The sequence below is a fragment of the Nonomuraea recticatena genome (assembly GCF_039533245.1).
GTDB classification, from domain to species: domain Bacteria; phylum Actinomycetota; class Actinomycetes; order Streptosporangiales; family Streptosporangiaceae; genus Nonomuraea; species Nonomuraea roseola.
Genome location: NZ_BAAATE010000089.1, coordinates 1 through 4,502, shown reverse-complemented (window position 1 = coordinate 4,502; position 4,502 = coordinate 1). Strand labels below are relative to the sequence as shown.

Genomic DNA, 4,502 nt, shown 5'->3' with positions numbered 1-4,502 from the left:
CGGCGCTACGAACGCCGGGCGGACCATTTCGCATCCTTCGTCGCCATCGCTGCAGCCCTCATTTGCTACCGCCGACTTACCAAATGAGTCAACGTCTGAGTCGGCTGGCAGGCAGATGGCCGGAGGTGAGGAAGCCTACGCCACAGCTGTGGACGGCTGTCTCATGGTTTTGCCGGTGCCGGGCCGGTGGCCGGCAGGCGAGCGGATGTCGGCGTTGAATGAGTTCACCGGCGCGTTGGTGGAGGAGGGCGGCCGTATCACGCGGGACTACAGCTTCACGGCCGCCGGCATGTACCAATCGGTGAACGCCGTGCGTGAGGCCGATGCCGGCGCGGACGAGGTCGCCGACGCGGCGGCCGGGGGCACGTGGTGATCCCTCCGGAGCCGTGTGTGGCGCGGCGTGGGGCGAGCGGACCAGACCGCCGACGACCGGAACGAGCGCGGCCTGCTCGTGGGGAAAGTGACCGCGAGCCCTTGACCGCCCGCCGGCTCCTCGCGTTCACGGACTTGATGGCGTGGGCCAAGCAGATCACCCGGCGATCTCGGCGTCGGAGTTGAGGAAACGACGTGGCCTGCGGCAGCCCCTTGAGCCCGTCGCAGACCACCATCGGCACATCATCGACGCCACGGTCCTTGATCACGGTCAGCACGCGCAGCCAAAAGTTCGCACCCCCACCACCGTCGCCGACCCCCACACGCCGAGGATGTCACGCCCGCCATCGGCGTGTAGAGGGGCCGGTTGGCCCCTGACCCTCGCGCAGCTTCACATGGATCGCCGATGAAGACCACCGGATGGACCGGATCCAGCGACCGGTTCTGCCATTCGGCCTTGGACACCTCGGCGACACATACCTCCGCCAGGTCCGCAGAGATCTCCCCGGTGGTCAGCCCCTTCGCCGCCGGCGTCCTCCAACCTCGTGACCAACAGGTAACCGGCGCAGGCGCGGCACGAGGGGAAGACGCCCGACCGGCTTCGACGCCGATCGCTCAAGAAGCGCAACGTGGTTGAGCGGGCGATCAACTGGCTCAAGAACTTCCGGACGGTGGCCACCCGCTACGACTGTGAGGATTTAAGGGTGCCGCCTCGGGCCGTGGTCTGACCGCGCTACGACTGACCAGGGTGTCCTTGGTTTGATCTGTCGACCACGGTTCTGGGCGGGGCTTGCTGCCAGCGGACCGGTGGAATGTATCCCCGATAGGAGCCTTGCCCACCATCAACTCCTTCGGCCCGGCGACGGCCGTTCCGTCCCCATGTCGATCAGGAGCTCCAGTGCCCCACAGTCCCGTCTCCGCAAAAGCGCCCTCTCGATGAGGAGGTGTCTTCGACGCTGCACGTCTTGGGCACATGAGACCCTGATCAATGGCGAAGCGCCGAGAACCACTGACAACCAACCACAGGTCGTCACGATGGTTCGCATCGTTGTCCCAGGCCACGATCACGGTCATGTCCAGGGTGATGGCTCAGAGGATCAGTCGCGTTGATCGGAAGCAGCTGTAGTAGATGGCCTGTCGTCAGCCGGATATCGGGACGATACCGAAATCCCGCCACGCGGTACCGAAATCCTGGTGGATAAGAACGTGATCGTTACGGCCGGAAATGATCCCCTTGGCGATCACTCCGTCGTTCCTGAGGCTGAAGACCGGTCCCCCGCTGTCACCCTCTAGGCCTGCTAGCAATCCGTCCATCTGAACCGCGAGCAACAGATCGTTCATGCATGTCCAATCTCCGTCGGAATCCCAGTCGCAATAGGAAAAGGTGAATGCGTTTCCCTGAGTGAAATTGCAGATGACGCCACTCACAGATCCCGAGGTGCACAGATATTCGCCGCTGTAGACCCAGTCCCAGCCGTACACGCTCTTGGAGAACTCCCCAGTTCCCACCCCTCCGTCGTAGATTCTTCCTCCTGCGTCGGTCTGCACGAGCAGAAGGTCATGCCAGTAGGTCTCGTGAGTGGCGTTGCCGACAGTCCTGCAGCACGTCCACGTTTCGACTTGCTCCGGAGGTGTGAAGCAGTGGGCGGCGGTCAACAAGAACTCGGTGCCAGCGCTGTTCTTGACGCCGAAGCCTGAGGTGCACTTCGTTTGCCTGGCTGGATTCCAAAGACGGGCGCCGCCCCAGTAGGGAGCACTGTCTGAAAGTCGGCTGGTCAACTTGGGAGCCGCTCGTCGTACGGTTTTGACCGGGATGGCGGTCTTGGGCAGGTCGGCGGTGCTCGTCTGCGCTTCGGAGTCAACAACGCCCACCTCAATGGCGCTGCCGTCCTGGCTGACCCCGACGCTGCGGACCGGGCCGCCCGGATGCTCCTTCATGTACTCGAAGAGTGAATCGGTGGCCGCGCGCAGCTCGGCCTGGGAGTAGCGGGCCGGCACGACCCGCACCTTGGCATGCTGGCCGGCCTGGGTCATGGCCGTCTTCATCCCGGGCGGGATCTGGCCCTTCCAATGCAGCGCGACACCGTCCGGTTCCAACGAGATGTTGGCGTAGCCCGCATGCCCGTTGTTTTCCACCTCCCAGCGCAGCAGGCTGGCCGCCTTGGTCAGCGGTTCCTGAGCCCGCATCTTCTCGCGCACATCCGCAGGGATGTAACCAAAGGGTGTCTTCTCCTCGATGATCGGCTTGCCGTCCTGCGCACGCAGCCGCGCCTCAGCAGGCGGGACCATGACCGCGGAAACCAGAACGGCGAGCGCCGCCACCAGCATCCGGGAACCCGGAGACCTCATCCATTTCTCTTTCTGATCCGATGAAGCGGTGATGTATTGCTGTCAGCGGCGTTCAGCCTGGTGCCACAGGTGACCTACCCGAACCAGCCGGCCGAGGCCTAGTGCGCTCTCCCTGATGGTCCACCAACAATCAGAAGGTCGCGCTGCTTAGGATTCAGGGGGTATTGCTCGAGTTCGATGACGTCCGCTCCGCGGACAATGTCAACAGCGGGGACGGCCGACGAGCGGAAGAAGAGCCACTATTCGCAAAACTCCCGCCGCATGCTGGGGCGGTGAGCCGTGGTCCGTCGCACTGGCCCTGGCCGACGGCACGCCCCTGGTCGAAACTTGCCAATGGTCGCGGTGGTCCGGCCGGCTGCCGAATGCGCCCTGGCGTAAGCTCCGCTCAACAAAGCCGCCCGTTATAATAGGCATTTGCAACCTCGTAGACATACCCGAGAAAAGCATCGGCATTCGCCTGAACGCAAATTTCGCCATCGTTCCCAACGAAGTAGTCTACGGTCACCTTTACCGCGTACGGCTCCTGCGTGCAGTGCATATAATGGGCCTGGTTAGGGTACAGCCCTGTAGTTGTGTGGAAGCCGCATGGAGTGGCCGCCTCAGCAGTCCGACCCTCGCCGCTCGGCGCGTGCGCCTGCGCCGCAGGAGCTAGTACACCTAGGATTGCTACGGTGGCGGCAATGACAGCCGACTTGTGCATACGCATACCAGTTCCTCGTTTCTATGCCCCGGGAGAGACTTGACCAGTCTGGCCATTTTTCTAAACTGAATCGATGAAGTCAGTTTCGACTTATCTTGCTAAACCAAGATATGACTCGGAGTCGCAGCTGTTGAGATAGTCGCGATGGAGCCATGTGAGCGGCCTGGCGATGTTTAGGCGTATTAGCTCAAGCCATCTCACGAGTCCCACATAAGACGTCATGGCATAGATTCTATTTAAGCCTTACGCTTGGAATAGGGCCGAGATCGGCGGGCGCAGGAATGTCAGTCCCAAGAGCTTGACAGAGATCAGCAGGCCTTTTGTCATTGGGTCCCGACAGGTTGGTGAGGTAACTGCCCGGCATAAGGTCGAGCCGCACTCACTTAGCGGATAATGCGCCCGAGCGTCCTCGGCTGTATCGATCACCGGCTCAGCGTAACCGTTCCGATCAACAAAGACGTCCTGTGTACCACGCGTTGCCCACAAAATCATAGAGGCCGAGATATGCGTCCTGATTCGGTTGCACACACTTGAGCTCGTTGGGCTTATAGCGCCAATCTACTTCGACCCAAACTGCGTACGGCTGGTTGGTGCAGTGCAAATAATGGGCCTCGTGGCTGCCGAGAACCCATTCCGTGTGGAAGCCGCACTGTGCCGTGATTCCACTCTGAACCGAGTTGAATCCGTGAACCGTCGTCTTCGCCTGAGCTGTAGGCATTACCAAGCTGAAGCCCAGGGCGACAGAAGCGGCGATGGCTAACATGCGAATATTCACTCTATATTCTCCTTGTATAATCGAAGATCTGACAGTCGGACGCTAACGTCTTCCTGAGAGCGAGGGGTGCTAGCAATCACAGTCGAGCCGCGCTGCAAGCTCAAGATCGAATCTCGCCAAATTGCAACGAAATACCGCCATCCCGTTCCTGGCAAACAGTGTGAGACGGGCGCGGTGCGAGGGTCGGTTGTGCGGCGACGCCTCGAGGTGTTCGCCACGGAGATGTTCGCGCCCGGCCCGCTCGGATCAGCGGGTCAAAGGGGGTGACGTACCTGCGTGGGTTGCTGCTGGACGGGCGTGAGTCGA

The 4,502-nt window shown here is 61.6% G+C and carries 3 protein-coding genes and 2 pseudogenes; 1 reads left to right on the top strand and 4 read right to left on the bottom strand.

Translation table 11 applies throughout. The annotated features are described in order from the left end of the window. A pseudogene (locus ABFX50_RS50315) lies at positions 1-87 on the top strand (IS5/IS1182 family transposase); the annotation flags it as partial. 349 nt (positions 88-436) lie between these two features. Here ABFX50_RS50315 and ABFX50_RS51760 read toward each other — a convergent pair. From ABFX50_RS51760 to ABFX50_RS50300, 4 genes and pseudogenes are all read right to left on the bottom strand, one after another. Beyond that, positions 437-897 (bottom strand): annotated as a pseudogene (locus ABFX50_RS51760) (transposase); the annotation flags it as partial. 615 nt (positions 898-1,512) lie between these two features. Next, entirely contained in the window at positions 1,513-2,700 is a 1,188-nt protein-coding gene (locus ABFX50_RS50305; protein ID WP_346158349.1) for a chymotrypsin family serine protease, read from the bottom strand. A gap of 406 nt (positions 2,701-3,106) precedes the next feature. Beyond that, positions 3,107-3,421: a DUF6355 family natural product biosynthesis protein gene (locus ABFX50_RS51755; RefSeq protein WP_379506979.1), complete on the bottom strand. Its 315-nt coding sequence runs from the start codon at positions 3,419-3,421 to the stop codon at positions 3,107-3,109. A gap of 448 nt (positions 3,422-3,869) precedes the next feature. After that, positions 3,870-4,196 (bottom strand): DUF6355 family natural product biosynthesis protein, encoded by a 327-nt coding sequence (locus ABFX50_RS50300; protein WP_346158347.1) that lies wholly within the window; start codon positions 4,194-4,196, stop codon positions 3,870-3,872. Positions 4,197-4,502 lie beyond the last annotated feature (306 nt).